This window comes from Acinetobacter sp. YH16052, from assembly GCF_013417155.1.
Lineage (GTDB): Bacteria > Pseudomonadota > Gammaproteobacteria > Pseudomonadales > Moraxellaceae > Acinetobacter.
On record NZ_VPEO01000006.1, the window covers coordinates 51452 to 67548 of the forward strand.

The following is a 16097-nucleotide window of genomic DNA, read 5'->3' on the forward strand; positions in this document are numbered from 1 at the left end:
CATTTTTAGCATTCATTTATTAGGTTTAACATGACCTTCATTAAAACACGTAAAAAAATCGTTTCTTCTGCAATTGTTTCATCTTTATCAATGGTAGCTGCATCTGCGATGGCAGAAGAACAGGTGATCCAATTAGAGACGATTCATCAAGAAGTCAAAGCTGAACAAACACCCAGCTTAAAAGTAGATCAATCTGCGAATAGCAAATTTGTTGCGCCTTTACTCGATACCCCAAAGTCAGTTTCAGTGATTTCAAAACAGCTGATTGCAGATACACAAGTGACGACTTTAGCTGATGCACTGCGTACAGTTCCGGGGATTACCTTGGGTGCAGGTGAAGGTGGTAATCCGAATGGTGACCGTCCATTTATTCGCGGTTATAACTCTGAAAGCTCGATGTATGTAGACGGCGTTCGTAATGCCACTTCACAAAACCGTGAAATGTTTGCGGTAGAACAAGTTGAAGTGACCAAAGGTTCTGCTTCTGCCATGGGCGGTGCAGGCACCACTGGCGGTAGCATTAATATGATTTCTAAAGTCGCTAAAGCAGGCGATTTTCTAGAAGGCTCGGTCGCTGGCGGCACTGACAATTACCAACGTATTACTTTAGATGGCAACAAAGATTTTGGTAACGGCATTGCTGCACGTGTTGCCGTCATGGGACATCAAAACGAAAAAGCAGGCCAGAAAGACGGTGCAGAATATAAACGTGCCGGGATTGCACCGAGTATTAGCTTTGGTCTGGACACCTCTACTCGCGCGACTTTAAGTTATTACTACTTAAAAACCGATGACACACCAGATTCAGGTATTCCCTATAACAACCCATTTGGTGCTCCAAGAACTGCAACAGCAACAGACTATCGTCCATTAAATGGCAACGGCAAGCCAATTGACGTTAAACAAGGTCAATATTACGGCTGGAAAGATCGTGACTTCCAGAAACAGGAAAATCAGATCGGAACCATCAAATTAGAACATGATTTAACTGATAATCTAACCATTAGCAATACTGCTGTGTATGGCAACTCTAAGAATGATTACCTTTGGACCAATCCAGATGACTCTCAGGGTAACTTTTACAACAAAGCAGGTTTTACAAGTGAATTAACAGGAAATGTTTGGGCACGTGCCAACTCACGTGTAGCAGATACTGATGCTTTTACCGACCAACTTGCTTTAACCGGTAAATTTAATACTGGCATGCTTAAACATAGTTTTAACCTGGGTGCCGAATATTCAGACCAAGAAACTGACCGTACCCAGTATATTATTAATAATGAGAATACTACGGGTAGTAAATATCAAACTTGCGCACCTGAAGATTCAATTAGCTCAGGCTGGTGTACTTCTGTACAGAACCCTAACCGTGCTCCATGGACAGGTACATTAAGTACCAATGGTGCTGACCGTTACAATATCGACAGCAAATCAAAGTCTGTTTATTTCCTGGATAGTATTGAATTCACCCCTCAGTGGCTTTTAGATTTGGGCGTTCGTTGGGATGACTACTCAACTGAGCAAACCATGACTTATGGTGCACGAAATAATGCAGTTACTGGTGCAAACAATACACCGATTACAGCAAGTGCTGGCGATCAAGTTACGATTAAAAATGATAAAGATTTCATCAACTATCAAGCCGGTCTTACTTTTAAACCAGTTGAAAATGGCAGTATCTATGCAAGTTATGCGACTTCGTCTAATCCAGTCGGTGTAGATGGTGGCGATGGTTCTGAAGGGATTACAGCTGCAATAAATAATCTTAAACCTGAAGAAGTCCGGACCATGGAGTTAGGAACTAAATGGGATGTCTTGAATGATAAGCTCAACCTGACTGCAGCTATTTTCCGCACGGAAAAAACCAATACTCGTGCGACCGGAGATGATGGCACCACAAGTAATATTGGTGAAACTCGTGTCGATGGTATTGAGCTAGGCGTAAACGGTAATATCACGGATAAATGGGCAGTTTCTGCTGGTTATACTTATTTAGACAGTGAGTTAGTTGATGGTGGTTATGAAAATATTGGCACTACAGCAGCTCCAATCTACATTTCCAATAGAAGTAATGGTAATCAGGTTCAAAACGTCGCGAAAAACAGTGCAACCCTTTGGACTACTTATGCAGTAACTCCTGCTTTAACCCTAGGTGCTGGTGCCGTCGCAATGGACAAAGTCTATGGTAATGCTACTAATACCAAGTTTGTACCGGGCTATGTTCGCTATGATGCCATGGCGCGTTATAACGTGAATGAAAATGTTGATTTGCAATTAAACGTCAACAACCTGTCTGATGAACGCTACTTCACAAAAGCCTATTCATCTCATTATGCGACCGAAGCAGAAGGCCGTAGTGCAGTGTTAGCAGTCAACTTTAAATATTAATTCAATGCAACCGCATAGCCTCCTGATGGGGGCTATGTTATTTTTAAAAGACGATTATTCAGGGGTTTCTCGTGCTGCATCATATTCCAAATGTACTGAGCAAAGAACAGGTGCAATATTTCCGTGAGGAGATGAATAAGATTGAGTGGGTCAACGGCAAAGTTACCGCGGGTACACTCTCTGCAACGGTGAAACAGAATCAGCAACTGCCTGAAGATCATTCCCTGACCCAGCATTTAAGCACAATCATTCTTGAGTCTCTGGGACAGCATGCTCTGTTTTTATCGGCAGCGATTCCGCTGGATATTATTCCTCCCCTGTTTAACCGCTATGGAAATAATGAATCTTTCGGCTTTCATGTCGACAATTCCATTCGTCGGATTCGCGGGAGCAATGAACGCCTCAGAACGGATTTATCCTGTACGGTTTTTTTAAGTGAGCCAGAAGAATATGTGGGTGGTGAACTGGTGGTCGAAGACACTTACGGTTATCACGAAGTGAAACTTCCTGCCGGTGATATGATTCTGTATCCGTCGACCAGCCTGCATGAAGTCACGCCCATCACTGCCGGTTGTCGAATTGCTTCATTTTTTTGGGTACAAAGCATGATCCGTGATGATGCAGAACGGCATATGCTGTTTAATCTGGATCAGAGTATTCAAAACCTGAGAATGCAGCTGGGTGATCAGCATGCAGAAGTGATGAAACTGACCAATCTGTATCATAATTTAATGCGTAAATGGGCTGAACTTTAAAAGAGGCTCTGTCTTCAATGATCTTTAAAAACAACTGGATCTATTGTTTATCAAAATATACTGCGTTGTGGCACAATTGAACGTAATAAATAACGCATTATGTCCAAATTAAGAAAATATAAAATACAATATTTAGAATAAGTGAAAATATTTTTCAATTATTAAAGTTTATAAGAAAATCTTTATTACCATACGACTAAAATCCATAAAAATAGCAAAAACTTTTCGGGATAAGTGGATTAAACTTTAAATTATAAGTAAGGCATTTAGTGCATTTGGTGAAGCTAAACCACCAATATTTAGACCATATTTCAGGTTTGAACCAGACTGTCACTAAAACCCAATGAATAGACAAAATCTATGCCGCTGACCCACGCACCGCTTTAACCAAGATTACGGTACCCAAGTTAGCATAAGGAGCTCTCTCATGATGTTGGCTGATCCAAGTAAAAAATACCGTCGCATGTATCAACGTGTGGATTTACCAGACCGTCAATGGCCGAACAATGAAATCAACAAAGCGCCAATCTGGATGAGTACCGACCTGCGTGACGGTAACCAAGCGATCTTTGAGCCAATGAACATGGAGCAGAAATTCAAGATGTTCCAGATGTTGGTGAAAATCGGTTTCAAGCATATTGAAATCGGCTTCCCGTCAGCATCACAAATTGACTTCGATTTCACCCGTAAATTGATTGAAGAAGGTCATATTCCGGATGACGTTTATATCGAGGTCTTGGTTCAGGCACGTGATCATTTGATTCAACGTACCTTTGAATCTTTACAAGGCGCAAAACGTGCCATTGTACATATCTATAATTCCAACTCGCCGACATTCCGCAACAAAGTCTTGAATGTTGATGTTGAAGGTGCAAAACAGTTAGCCATTAATGCTGCACAGAAAGTAAAAGAATACGCCGCAAAACAACCGGAAACTGAATTCGTATTTCAGTACAGCCCGGAATGTTTTACTGCAACCGAATTAGAAGTTGCAAAAGATGTCTGCGATGCCGTCACTGAAATCTGGGAAGCATCACCGACCAATAAAGTGATCTTGAACTTGCCTGCAACCGTAGAAGTTTCAGGCCCACACATCTATGCCGATCAAATCGAATGGATGCACCGCAACATCCAGCGTCGTGACGGCGTGATCATTTCAGTTCACTGTCACAATGACCGTGGTTGTGGCATTGCCGCTTCTGAATTGGCAATTATGGCTGGTGCTGACCGGGTTGAAGGCTGTGTCTTCGGAAATGGTGAGCGTACTGGTAACGTCGACGTGGCTGCGATTGCCTTGAACATGTACACCCAAGGTGTAGCACCAAACTTGGATTTCTCCAACATCAATGAAATCATTGCGACTGTGGAAGAATGTACCGGTTTACCTGTGCACCCGCGTCATCCATATGCTGGTGATTTGGTGTTTACTGCATTCTCGGGTTCGCATCAGGATGCCATCAAAAAAGGTTTTGAGTTCCAGAAAAACGAAGAAATCTGGGATATGCCGTACTTGCCAATCGACCCGAAAGATTTGGGCCGTGACTATGACGCAGTAATTCGTGTCAATTCACAATCAGGTAAAGGCGGTATTGCCTACTTGTTAGAATCGAACTACAACGTGATCTTGCCGCGTCGTTTACAGATTGAATTCTCTCAGATCGTACAAAAACGTACCGATGAGCAAGGCACTGAAATCAGCGCGACCGAAATCTGGAAATTGTTCAAGGAAACCTATGTGGATGCTAAAAACGTTCACTATTCTGCGAAAAACTACAAATTGTCAGATGACAATGGCAATCAGGTGATTGAGCTTGATCTTGAAATTGATGGCCAGTCACGTCGTGTTCGTGGTGAAGGCAATGGTCCAATTTCTGCGATTTTGGATGCACTTCAGTTGCCGATTGACGTGGTGAACTATGAAGAGCGCAGCATCAGTTCAGGTGCTCATGCCAAAGCCTTGGCCTTGATCGAACTTCAAGTGAAAGGTACTGGTAAATCTGCCTTTGGTGCCGGGGTACATGACAACATCGTGACCTCTTCCATCGAAGCAATTATTGCCTCGACCAACCGTCTGATTGATCAGGGTGTTTTAAGCACTGATCAGGTGATTGCTGCTGCGGTCTAAACGGCTGTATTAGAATTAGCAATAATTCATAGCACTAAAATGACTTTAGAAGGATACCGGCAAATGGTATCCTTTTATTATTCATACTAAAGATTTAAGGCGAATCCTCCCCGTGTCTTTTCCAGCTGACTCAGTGGGCATTGTTGTCCCACAAAAGTTCCAATTTGAAGAGCCGTTAGAGCTTGAATGCGGTCGCATCCTCCCACGTTTTGAACTGATGGTTGAAACTTATGGCGAACTCAATGCCGATAAGTCCAATGCCATTCTGATTTGTCATGCCCTTTCCGGTCATCACCATGCCGCAGGCTATCATCATGCAGATGATAAAAAAGCCGGCTGGTGGGATTCATGTATTGGCCCCGGCAAAGCCATTGATACTTCAAAATTCTTTGTGGTTTCACTGAATAATATTGGTGGCTGTAGCGGTTCTACCGGCCCGATCTCGCCAAACCCTGAAAATGATAACCGTCCTTATGGCCCTGATTTTCCGCTGGTCACGGTCCGCGACTGGGTCAAAACCCAGGCCCTGCTCTCTGATCGTTTAGGGATTGATACCTGGGATGCCATCATTGGCGGTTCACTGGGTGGTATGCAGGCATTGCAATGGTCAGTGGATTATCCAAACCGTTTAAGAAAATGCGTGATTATTGCCAGTGCTCCAAAGCTTTCTGCACAGAATATTGCCTTTAACGAAGTGGCACGTCAGTCGATTTTGTCAGACCCGGATTTCCATAATGGTCGTTATCTGGAAAATGACAGCTATCCAAAACGTGGTCTGATTCTGGCGCGTATGGTCGGTCATATTACTTACCTGTCCGAAGAAGCCATGAAACAGAAGTTTGGCCGCGATTTGAAATCAGGCAAATTTATGTATGGTTTCGATGTCGAATTTCAAGTCGAAAGCTATTTACGTTATCAGGGTGAGCAGTTCAGCCGTAACTTTGATGCCAATACCTATCTGATCATGACCAAGGCGCTGGATTACTTTGATCCGTCGCGTGAATATGAACAGTCGCTCAAAAAAGCCATGGCCAATACTCAGTGTAAATTCTTGGTGGTGTCATTTACCACTGACTGGCGTTTTACCCCTGCCCGCTCGCAAGAAATCGTGGATGCTTTAATTAGCAACCATAAACCTGTGAGCTATCTGGATATTGATGCCGAACAGGGTCATGACTCTTTCCTGTTCCCTATTCCGCTCTATGTAAAATCTTTGCGTGCATTCCTGGGTGGTGAAGAACACCTGAAAGCAACACCAAAGGAGGCCGTATAATGCGTATCGATCAACAACTCGCTGAAAAGTGGATCAAGCCCGGTTCTAGCGTACTCGACCTCGGTTGTGGCGATGGTGAACTGCTGGCACAAATGAGTAAAAAGTACGATATTCGTGCATACGGATTAGAAATTGATCAGGAAAAGATTGCAATTGCAGTCAGTCGCGGGTTAAATATCATCCAGCAAGACTTAAACCTCGGCTTAAGCCGCTTTGCTGACCAGTCTTTTGACAATGTGGTCATGGCACAAGCTTTGCAGGCTGTAGATGCACCTGACGTATTATTGCGTGATATGGTGCGTGTGGGGAAACAGGCCATTATTACCTTTCCGAACTTTGCACATTGGAAGACCCGGTCTTTCTTGGCAATCAAAGGGAGAATGCCGGTTTCTGAAGCCTTGCCGTATATGTGGTATAACACCCCGAATATCCACTTATGTACATTTCGTGATTTTGAAGCACTTTGTGCGGAAAATAATATCAAAATTATTAATCGACTCGCTGTGAACGGGAATCAAGAAGATAGTTTGCTGAGCAAGCATCTCCCTAATCTATTTGGTGAAGTCGCAATTTATCGAGTGAGCGCGCTATGAAAAAATTATTACTAAGTACGACGCTACTGGCGGGACTTTTTGGCATGCAAGCCCATGCAGATTATGTTGCACCGAGTCCATCTGTTGCCAGTCAAGCGGCTCAGTATTCCATCATGGATATCAACAGTCTGACCAAAGCAGCGAAAGCTGGTCAGGCCGGCGCACAGTTTTATCTGGCCACCAAATACCAGTATGGTAAAGACATTCAAAAAGATGAACGACAGGCCTTTGCCTGGTATAAAGCTGCTGCGGATCAAGGTCTGGCAGTTGCCCAGCTGAATGTCGGCCGTATGCTGGCAGATGGTATTGGCACCAGAAAAGATGAAGCGCTGGCGCGTCAGTATTTTGAAAAAGCGGCCAGCCGTGGCGATAACCGTGCCAGCTTTAACCTGGCAATGATGGAAGAGAAAAAGAAAAACTACATGGGCGCGTACCAGTGGTATGAACTGTCTACCCGTGATGGCATGCTCGACAATAAGGTAATTACGCTATCGGAAGGCAGAAAAACTGCCTTAGCGGCCAACCTGACCCAAGAGCAGATCCGTCAGGCGCGTGACCGTGCCGACAGATGGATTCAGGCACAATAAGCTGAATGGTATAAATAGCACCTTCGGGTGCTTTTTTATTGCCTACAAACCCGCAATGGCAGTTAAAATAGCACGATTGATATTTAGAGAATGAGTGACACATGGCTTCTACAGATTGGTTATCCCAAGGCACACTGGTATTGGCAAGTAATAACAAAGGTAAAATTGCCGAGTTTGAGAAAATGTTTGCGGAACTGCAACTGCCGGTAGATGTGATTCCTCAAGGTCAACTGAATATCGAAGATGCCATCGAAGATGGCTTAAGCTTTGTTGAAAATGCCATTATCAAGGCACGCCACGCGGCTAAAATCTCAGGTAAACCGGCGATTGCCGATGACTCAGGCATTTGTGTGCCAGTTCTTGGCGGCGCTCCTGGGATCTACTCAGCACGTTATGCCGGTGAACATGGCAATGATGCCGCCAATAATGAAAAACTGCTGGCCAATCTCAAACCCTTACGCCAAGAAGGTGAAGCGATCGAGGGTATGTTTGTTTGTGTACTGGCACTGGTCCAACATGCCGAAGATCCCTTACCACAAGTCTTTCAGGGTATCTGGCACGGGAAAATTCTGGAAGCTGTGCGTGGTGAAAATGGTTTTGGCTATGACCCGTTGTTCTGGTTACCGGAACTCGGAATTTCCAGTGCAGAAATGAGCAAGGAAGAAAAGAATAAAATCAGTCATCGTGGACAGGCGATGCAGCTGTTTAAGAAGAGTTTGGCGAAGTAAGTTTTTGATCTCCTCCCTTTAGTAAAAGGGAGGTTGGGAGGGATTATTCACCTCTCCCCTTGCGAAACAGCGTTTCTCATCTCCTAAAAGTAGAGGGAATCTATAGCGTAGGCATCAACGCATGCACGATTACCCCATATAAGGCAATCAAGATCGCGCTGGCCAAAGTTCCCGAAGCAATATATTTGGCGGAATGGCCTGTTCCCTGATAATGGGTTTCCAGTGCCACAATATTGGCTGCAGGCGGCAATAAAAAGAACATCAGCAGTACCGCATAGGTCAGCGTCTGCTGCGGAATAGGTAAATAATAATAAGCGGCAACACACAGCAAAACCGCAAACAGCCCTCTATAAAAAATCAGTTGCAGACTGCGCATTAAATCAAAGCTGCTGATCCGCACATTGCTCAGCCACATTCCCAGCACACACATGCCACTAAAAGTCACCAGCACTTTATTGGCCTGATACAGCCTCTCTACCCAAGCGACTTGCTGCCACTGACTCAAATCCCAAAATGACAATAAGGCTGCCACTGACAGTGCCACCACTGGTGGTGAGAGCAGTACATTTTTTAAAATATAGCTGCTATCTTGTCTGGCTTCACTGACTGCCATCACCGCACAGACATTGCCAAACAAGGAACCACCGATGTACAGCGCCACCACGGTACTGGTCGCTTGCGGGCCAAAAACTGCCAGTGCAAAAGGAATCCCCAGCCATGCCCCATTTAAATAACTCAGGCATAAGGCACGCAGTTTATTTTTCAAGGTGAAATAAAATAGGGCAAAAAACAGACAGGAACAGAAAAAACTAAAGGCAATCAGCCACAAACTGCCCTCTTGATAAAACACCATGTTGTAGATAATCAGTACAGGAATCAGTACTCGGGCCAATAAAGACGCCAAGAGAGGTCGAATCGGTTTTAAATATTGCACACCCCAATAACCAATCAGAAAAGACAGGAGGGGAAGAATCAAGGCCATGACAATGCTGCTGAGATTTCCATATCAGGCTGTATGCTAGCACAGCATACTTTTCATTGAATTATGAAATTTTTATATGAGTAAGCCATTCCCCTGCTGCCGTGTCGGCAAACTGTCATCAAAGCGTCACCGCGCTGTCATACAAGCCTGCTGAGATAGGTGCATGAAATATAGAGGATAAAATAATGGCAGGATTATCAATTTGGCATGTGCTGATTTTTGCAATTGTGGTGATTTTATTGTTCGGCACATCCAAACTTAAAAATTTGGGTAAAGACGTCGGCGGCGCGATTAAAGACTTTAAAAAATCAGTCAAAGATGAAGAGGCAGAACAAGCTCAGCTTGCAGAGCCGCGCACCATTGATGCCCAGGTCAAAACTCCTGAACATTCGGTTAAAAGTTAAGAGTTCGCTATGCTCAATATCGGAATGACCGAGCTGCTGATTTTCGGGATTATTGCGCTTTTGGTTCTTGGGCCAGATAAGCTTCCGGAAGCAGTACGTTTTGTCGGAACATGGTACGGCAAGATCAAGCGTATGGTGAGCAATGTTCAGAATGATCTTGATCGTGAATTGCGCCTGTCTGAGCTACGTGAACAGATGCAGGCTGAAATGCAGCGGATTCAGGAACTGGAAGCCAAGATGCAGGCACAAATGACAGATTTGCAGCAACCGATGGCAACCGATGAAGTAAAAATAAAATCGCAAGCTGTTCAGCCCTTGCTCAGCTATCAGCCGGTGATACAGCCTGTATCCCCCGTGTATTTACCTAAGCCTACAGCAATTCAAACCATGATTTCAGAACAACGCTATACAAAAATGAAGGTGGCCGTATGACATCCTTACCGACCACACCCGCCTCAAATGATGCTGCAGCGCTGAATCTTGAACAGATGCCGATTACCCAGCATTTGATCATCTTAAGAAAGCATCTGTTTAAAGTGGTTGCTGTCCTGATTGGCCTGTTTTTCTGTTTGCTGCCCTTTGCCAATCAGACTTACCAAGGGTTGTCCGAACCCTTGCGTGCACAGCTACCTGCCAGTTCAACCATGATTGCCACGGATGTCACTGCAACCTTCATGGCACCTTTTAAGCTGAACTTCTTTGTCGCGCTGATGATCGCGATGCCGTTTATCCTGTATCAGCTTTGGACCTTTATTAAGCCTGCGCTCTATGCCAAAGAAAAGAGCTTGGCCTTGCCACTTTTGATCGGCAGTATCGTGCTGTTTTATACCGGTATCAGTTTTGCCTACTTTGTGGCATTGCCCTCGATTCTGCATTTTTTTATCAGTGTTTCGCCGGAAACTGTGGCCCCGATGACCGACATCAACAGTTATCTCAGCTTCTGTTTAAAGCTGTTTCTGGTCTTTGGTTTTACCTTTGAAATTCCCATTATTACCCTGGTTCTGATCTTGATTGGCGCAGTTTCGACACAGACTCTGGTAGAGAAACGGCGCTTTATTATTGTGGGTTGCTTTTTTGTGGCAATGTTTGTTACACCTCCGGATGCCCTATCGATGATCATGCTGGCTGTCCCAATGTGGCTACTGTTTGAACTGGGTTTACTGGCAGGAAAACTGATTGAAAAACGTCGTTTAAAGACTGAATAATAATAACCAGCCAAAACAAAAAAAATATCGATTTACTCAGGCAGCTCTGGCTGTCTTTTTGTTTCCAATTTTCAATAAAATACTGATTTATTTAATTTTAATGCAACATTTCCTTAAGATTACTGTCATATCCCAAGCTTAAGGTATTGAAAACTTCTACACCACCAAGCACTTATTTTTTAATTGGGACTTTAAAATGAAAAATGAAGACATGATACCTTGCCAGGATCTGGTTGAAGACAGTAACAACTCAAACAACACGCACTTCCAAACGATTCTGGATCAATATACTAGCCGCCGCAGCTTTATTGCGAAAACTACAAGTGGGGCAATGGCATTAGCATTTGCAGCAACAGTAAGTGGTTGTTCAGATGATGATAATGATTCTGGTACACCTGACAGTAATCCAACTACACCGCCAGATACCACTAGCCCAGATCAACATGCCTGGAGTGATCTAAAAGCACGTCCGAATAAATTAGTCTTTGAACCGGTTCGCAAGAATACCCAAAACTTCTTCAGTGTTCCTGAAGGTTATGAGCTTAAAGTATTGTATGCAGTAGGCGATCCAATCAACCCTGCTTATCCAGAAAAGACCGATACGACCTTAGCTTCTGGTGCCTCTTACCAGTTCCGTTCAGGCGATAACCATGATGGTATGAGCTTCTTCGGTATGCATCCAACCAACAAAAATTATGCTGCGAAAGAATCAACACAAGGTTTACTTGTTTTAAACCACGAATATCTACAACAATCTCAGCTCCATACACCAGAAGGTACAATTACCATCGATGGCGTACGTCCAGAAGATCAGGTACTCCGTGAAGTGAATGCGCATGGTGTTTCTGTTATTGAGATCAGCAAAGATGCAAATACACAAGACGTTAAAATCAACTTAAATTCTAATTTTAACCGTCGTATCACTGCCGCAACCGAGATGGAAATTAATGGACCAGCGCGTGGTTCTGACTTAGTCAAAACCATTTTCTCACCAGATGGGACGCTGACTCGCGGTACCTTTGCAAACTGTGGTAATGGTTATACGCCATGGGGAACTTACTTAACGGCTGAAGAAAACTGGAGTGGTTATTTCGCTCGTCAAGCCAACGACACCCGCGCTATTGCAAAAGAAGAAATTTCATTATCTCGTTATGGTCGTGGTGGTACTGATGCCCGTTCGTCTCAGTACCGCTGGAATACGCCTGTTGCTGAATTAACCGGTGATAAAGGACTTTATGATCGTTGGGATATTTCAGTTAAAGGCGCAAATGCTTTAGCAGATTATCGTAATGTCATGAATACCTGTGGCTTCATTGTAGAAATTGATCCATTTAGCGCGACTACACGTCCAGTTAAACGTACTGCACTGGGTCGTTTTGCACACGAAGACTGCCGCTGTAGCAACCCTATTCCGGGTCAGCCATTAGCGTTCTATATGGGTGATGACGCGACCGGCGAATATATCTATAAATTTGTTTCTGAAGCCGTCTGGGATCCGAAAGACGTCAATGGTGGTTATACTGCTGGTGATAAATACATGGATAAAGGGACATTATATGTCGCTAAATTCAATGATGACGGTACAGGTGAATGGCTAGAACTGACTCATGGCAAAAATGGTTTAACTACTGCCAATGAAATCTATCCATTTGCAGGCCAGGATGACATCGTCATCAATGCCCGTCTTGCTGCTGACCATGTTGGTGCGACCAAAATGGACCGTCCAGAATGGGTTGCCGTGAATCCCGAAAATGGTGAAGTGTATGTAACCTTAACCAACAACAGCAACCGTGGTCGTGCATATGAAACTGATGCTGCCAACCCACGTAGCTACATCGACTTTAAAGGTTCAAGCGCCAGCAATTCAGGCAATATGAATGGTCATATCATTCGTTTCAGTGAAGCTGAAAATACAGTGACAGCGACAAGTTTTGCTTGGGATATTTTCCTGTTCGGTGCAGAAGCACGTGCTGCTTCTAACATCAACCTGTCAGGTCTGGATGATTTAAATGACTTCTCCAGCCCGGATGGCATGTGGTTCGATCCGCGCGGTATTCTGTGGATTCAGACGGATGATGGTCAGTACACCGATGAAACCAACTGCATGATGTTGGCAGCACTTCCGGGTACTGTGGGTGATGGTGCTAAAGCGCTTGCAGCCAGCACCAAAGCAGAAGGACAGGAAACCTTTGTTGGTGCCAAACTCAGCAATGATCGTGTTCGTCGCTTTTTGACTGGTCCATCGGGTTGTGAAATTACCGGCGTGACTATTACCCCGGACTATAAAGCGATCTTTGTCAACGTTCAGCATCCAGGGGGTGCATGGCCAGCCAACCAAAGCGAGCGTTATAGCCGTTTAGGCAAAGTACCTCGCTCTGCGACTGTGGTCATTACCCGTAAAGATGGCGGTGCCATTGCGGGTGAAGCTTTGGAACAAGCGACCGTATAAAAAGCTGTTATTCAAAAATGCCGACATCTGTCGGCATTTTTTATATCCGGTGATTATTTTAGGCTAATTATTTTCTCAATAGTTTGACCTGTGGTTGTACCTTGTTGTGACTTCTCGATCCAGTGCCATTGTCCCTGCTGCATTCTCAAAAAATTTGAGCAGCGGGTGCCATAGGCCGAACTCTGGATAAAAGTCGAAGACAGCAGCTGTTCCATTTCCACGGAGATACCTGTGTCTGGCAGCAGCTCCGGAATCACCTTGCGTTCATCTTCCAGAATATCCCAGACTGCATGACACAAATCTGCTTCTGCGATCTCCTGGTATTGCAGCATCGGTAAAAATTCCTGGGTAAAGCGTTTACGTAAATGGCGGGTCTTGTACCAGTCTTCGCTCATCAGGCCATTCGAAACCACATAGACGCCATGCGCCAGTACTTGTGGTGCTTCACCGCGATTGCTCATGTACACCGCCTGATCTTGATCGCCGATAAACAGGTTAAAGCCGGCATAGTCACACTGGCGTTGTTCCAGATCTTGAGCAAAACGAATCGGCGTTAAGTCAGAATCTAAAAAGTTCTGGATGATATGTCCACGTGAAGTCGGATAATGCCCTTTGTCCTGCCCATCACGAAAATTGGTAATCACCGCCCAGCGACCAGAAGCCGTAATCCCCATCCAGGTACCGCCCGACTGTAAATCTTGCCCGGCAATTATCGGACTATTCTCCCATTCATGCAGCTCCTGCGTAGGACGCTGATAGAACTCATCCCGATTTGAAATCAGACATAATGAGCTCTGATCCAGAACCCGCCAAGCCAATGCCACGATACACATAATTTACGCTCTCGATCTTTACACATTGAATGTACAACATTTTTCTTTGCTTTAAGCTAAAATCTGTGCAAAACAGAATCACAAGGAACAGGAATGCTCACCTATCCCAATATTGATCCCGTCGCGATTTCGCTCGGGCCCTTACAAGTCCACTGGTATGGACTGATGTACTTACTGGCATTTTTATTTGCCTGGGGATTGGCGACGTTTCGCGCCAAACAACGTGGCTGGACACCGGATATGGTGTCTGACCTGATTTTCTTCGGTGCACTCGGTGTGATCATCGGTGGCCGTGTCGGTTATGTCTTCTTCTACGGTTTTTCCCAGTTCCTGGCCGATCCTTTATGGCTGTTCCAGATCTGGACCGGTGGCATGAGTTTCCACGGCGGTTTCCTCGGGGTTATTCTGGCCATGTTATGGTGGTGCAAGAAATATAAGATGACATGGTTCCAGACCTTGGACTTTATCGCACCTTGCGTACCAACAGGGTTGATGTTTGGCCGGATTGGTAACTTTATTGGCGGCGAACTGTATGGCCGTCAGGTCACCGACCCAAACTTTGCCTGGGGCATGATTTTCCCGACAGATCCCCTACAACTGGTTCGTCATCCATCTCAACTCTATCAGGCGCTATGTGAAGGCCTGATCCTGTTTATTGTCCTATGGTGGTTCAGTTCCAAGCCACGTCCGCGTATGGCAGTTTCGGCACTGTTCCTGATCGGCTATGGTCTGGCACGTTTTGTGGTTGAATTCTTCCGTGAGCCGGACAATGGCCAGCTATTTATTGGCTGGATGAGCAAAGGACAATTCTTGAGCCTGCCAATGATCCTGATTGGCTTGTGGATGATGTGGTATGCCTATCAGAAGAAAATATATGACTGGGGTCCAAACAAAAATAGCTGAGAAAATCGCGTAATTTAGCGAGGCAAAGGCCTCGCTTTTTTATACTCAAAATATGCTAAAGTGCCGATTATCTCTTCTATTCTTTCATCATTATGCTTGAGTTCTGGTTTAATCCGCAGGTATCTGTTCTCAAAAAACTGTTGATCTTTATTGTGATTGCAGCGACAGCTGCAGGCTTGTACTGGATGGAACCACTGCCCTTAGATTCGATTTTGATGTTTGTCGGTACCGGCATCATTTTTCTGATCTGCCGTTACTGCAAAATCCACTTTGCCAGCAAAAACCCGACCGGTTTGCTGTATAGATTACTGACCTGGATTCCAATTGCCTTATTGATTGCTTTAGTTTTTATGAATATGCAACAGGGTGAAATTCTGATTCCGGGTGCACAAGGCATTGCCTTTATGGCACTGGCAATTTGTCTGTTTTCACCATTGTCGCTGCTCAATCAGAACTCTCAGGATCCAGAGCCACCACATGCTTGAATTTTGGTATTCGGAACGCTGTAGCCGTCAAATCAAACTCATTGTCATCATCGCGACCTGTATTTTGATTTATGCAGCATCGACTATGGCCCAGTTAGGTCCGATATTTGTTGGGGTGAGTTTAGCGATTGGAATTGTTGTGCATTTACTGCACCATTTCCGCCTAAAAATCTCAAAATCCAATCCCTATGCAAATGGCTTTAGCGCCTTGAGCCGGGTGATTCCCATCATTGCCTTAATTACCCTGTTTGGCTATTTGCCTGAACAGCACCAACAATGGGGCAAATTTGCCTGGGGTCTGCAATGTCTTGGCTTTGCCGCGATTGGATTATTTATCGTTTCAATCTATGAAAGCCGTGCGAAGCGTTTTGAGGACTGATCACTTCG

The 16097-nt window shown here is 44.7% G+C and carries 16 protein-coding genes; 14 read left to right on the forward strand and 2 right to left on the reverse strand.

Annotated features, from left to right (window positions below; all coding sequences use genetic code 11):
- Positions 1-30: 30 nt before the first annotated feature.
- The 7 genes from FTV42_RS05800 to rdgB all read left to right on the forward strand — a co-directional run bounded on the left by FTV42_RS05800 (position 31) and on the right by rdgB (position 8449).
- Positions 31-2388, forward strand: a complete 2358-nt coding sequence (locus tag FTV42_RS05800; protein ID WP_180037944.1) for a TonB-dependent siderophore receptor — start codon at positions 31-33, stop codon at positions 2386-2388.
- Positions 2389-2459: 71 nt separating this feature from the next.
- Positions 2460-3143: a Fe2+-dependent dioxygenase gene (locus tag FTV42_RS05805; protein ID WP_180037947.1), complete on the forward strand. Its 684-nt coding sequence runs from the start codon at positions 2460-2462 to the stop codon at positions 3141-3143.
- A 427-nt stretch (positions 3144-3570) separates the two neighbouring features.
- Positions 3571-5268 (forward strand): 2-isopropylmalate synthase, encoded by a 1698-nt coding sequence (gene leuA / locus FTV42_RS05810; protein WP_005250679.1) that lies wholly within the window; start codon positions 3571-3573, stop codon positions 5266-5268.
- 112 nt (positions 5269-5380) lie between these two features.
- Complete coding sequence (locus FTV42_RS05815; RefSeq protein ID WP_071852261.1) at positions 5381-6541, forward strand: homoserine O-acetyltransferase; 1161 nt, start codon at positions 5381-5383, stop codon at positions 6539-6541.
- Entirely contained in the window at positions 6541-7134 is a 594-nt protein-coding gene (metW, locus tag FTV42_RS05820; protein ID WP_180037949.1) for a methionine biosynthesis protein MetW, read from the forward strand. Before FTV42_RS05815 ends, metW begins: the two co-directional genes overlap by 1 nt.
- Positions 7131-7721, forward strand: a complete 591-nt coding sequence (locus tag FTV42_RS05825; RefSeq protein WP_004647420.1) for a tetratricopeptide repeat protein — start codon at positions 7131-7133, stop codon at positions 7719-7721. The genes metW and FTV42_RS05825 overlap by 4 nt, the downstream gene beginning before the upstream one ends.
- 101 nt (positions 7722-7822) lie before the next feature.
- Positions 7823-8449 (forward strand): RdgB/HAM1 family non-canonical purine NTP pyrophosphatase, encoded by a 627-nt coding sequence (gene rdgB / locus FTV42_RS05830; RefSeq protein ID WP_180037951.1) that lies wholly within the window; start codon positions 7823-7825, stop codon positions 8447-8449.
- 100 nt (positions 8450-8549) lie between these two features.
- Here the strand turns inward: rdgB and FTV42_RS05835 are convergent, their stop codons facing one another.
- Positions 8550-9431, reverse strand: coding sequence for a permease (locus FTV42_RS05835; RefSeq protein ID WP_180037953.1), 882 nt, complete (start codon positions 9429-9431; stop codon positions 8550-8552).
- A 185-nt stretch (positions 9432-9616) separates the two neighbouring features.
- On the opposite strand from FTV42_RS05835, the gene tatA reads away from it, so the two are divergent.
- From tatA to FTV42_RS05855, 4 genes are all read left to right on the forward strand, one after another.
- Complete coding sequence (gene tatA, locus FTV42_RS05840; protein WP_005245949.1) at positions 9617-9835, forward strand: Sec-independent protein translocase subunit TatA; 219 nt, start codon at positions 9617-9619, stop codon at positions 9833-9835.
- A 9-nt stretch (positions 9836-9844) separates the two neighbouring features.
- Positions 9845-10267 (forward strand): Sec-independent protein translocase protein TatB, encoded by a 423-nt coding sequence (gene tatB / locus FTV42_RS05845; protein ID WP_180037955.1) that lies wholly within the window; start codon positions 9845-9847, stop codon positions 10265-10267.
- On the forward strand, positions 10264-11040 hold the full coding sequence (gene tatC, locus FTV42_RS05850) for a twin-arginine translocase subunit TatC (protein ID WP_180037958.1): 777 nt from the start codon (positions 10264-10266) through the stop codon (positions 11038-11040). Before tatB ends, tatC begins: the two co-directional genes overlap by 4 nt.
- Before the next feature lie 196 nt (positions 11041-11236).
- A complete protein-coding gene (locus FTV42_RS05855; protein WP_180037960.1) occupies positions 11237-13489 on the forward strand; it encodes a PhoX family phosphatase in 2253 nt (750 codons plus the stop codon).
- 53 nt (positions 13490-13542) lie between these two features.
- On the opposite strand, the gene FTV42_RS05860 is transcribed toward FTV42_RS05855, so the two are convergent.
- Complete coding sequence (locus FTV42_RS05860; RefSeq protein ID WP_180037962.1) at positions 13543-14322, reverse strand: NRDE family protein; 780 nt, start codon at positions 14320-14322, stop codon at positions 13543-13545.
- Positions 14323-14415: 93 nt separating this feature from the next.
- On the opposite strand from FTV42_RS05860, the gene lgt reads away from it, so the two are divergent.
- From lgt to FTV42_RS05875, 3 genes are all read left to right on the forward strand, one after another.
- Entirely contained in the window at positions 14416-15225 is an 810-nt protein-coding gene (lgt, locus tag FTV42_RS05865; protein WP_004278424.1) for a prolipoprotein diacylglyceryl transferase, read from the forward strand.
- Between the two features lie 92 nt (positions 15226-15317).
- Positions 15318-15710 (forward strand): hypothetical protein, encoded by a 393-nt coding sequence (locus FTV42_RS05870; RefSeq protein WP_005103145.1) that lies wholly within the window; start codon positions 15318-15320, stop codon positions 15708-15710.
- On the forward strand, positions 15703-16089 hold the full coding sequence (locus FTV42_RS05875; protein WP_044111875.1) for a hypothetical protein: 387 nt from the start codon (positions 15703-15705) through the stop codon (positions 16087-16089). The genes FTV42_RS05870 and FTV42_RS05875 overlap by 8 nt, the downstream gene beginning before the upstream one ends.
- Positions 16090-16097: the final 8 nt, after the last annotated feature.